The sequence below is a fragment of the Pseudomonas sp. HMSC063H08 genome, assembly GCF_001813645.1.
Lineage (GTDB): Bacteria > Pseudomonadota > Gammaproteobacteria > Pseudomonadales > Pseudomonadaceae > Pseudomonas > Pseudomonas aeruginosa.
Genome location: NZ_KV813536.1, coordinates 1 through 288, shown reverse-complemented (window position 1 = coordinate 288; position 288 = coordinate 1). Strand labels below are relative to the sequence as shown.

At 53.1% G+C, this 288-nt stretch carries 1 protein-coding gene; it reads right to left on the bottom strand.

Annotated features, from left to right (window positions below; genetic code table 11):
- Positions 1 to 52: 52 nt before the first annotated feature.
- A partial coding sequence (locus tag HMPREF2924_RS36235) for a hypothetical protein (RefSeq protein ID WP_218189336.1) occupies positions 53 to 288 on the bottom strand: 236 nt, incomplete at its 5' end.

Genomic DNA, 288 nt, shown 5'->3' with positions numbered 1-288 from the left:
ACTGAGCAAGGGTGGGGCGGCTGGACGCTTACAGTGAACTAGCCCTGAAAACCTATAACCATTTGAAGGAAAAGGAAATACCGAGTTTTTCCTGCCAGAAACCCTCTTTTTTCGAGGCCTCGTAACTTACTGATTTATAAGGGTGTAAGAAATCGTCCGAAAAAAGGGTCGGAAGCTTCGGGCAATTAGAAGCCGTTTCGCGAGGACCGGGACGGCGATCAACCGTGCCGTTCGAGGGCAAAAGGTCTTGTGATGAGCGATGCCGCAAAGCCCCCGGCCAGGCCGGGG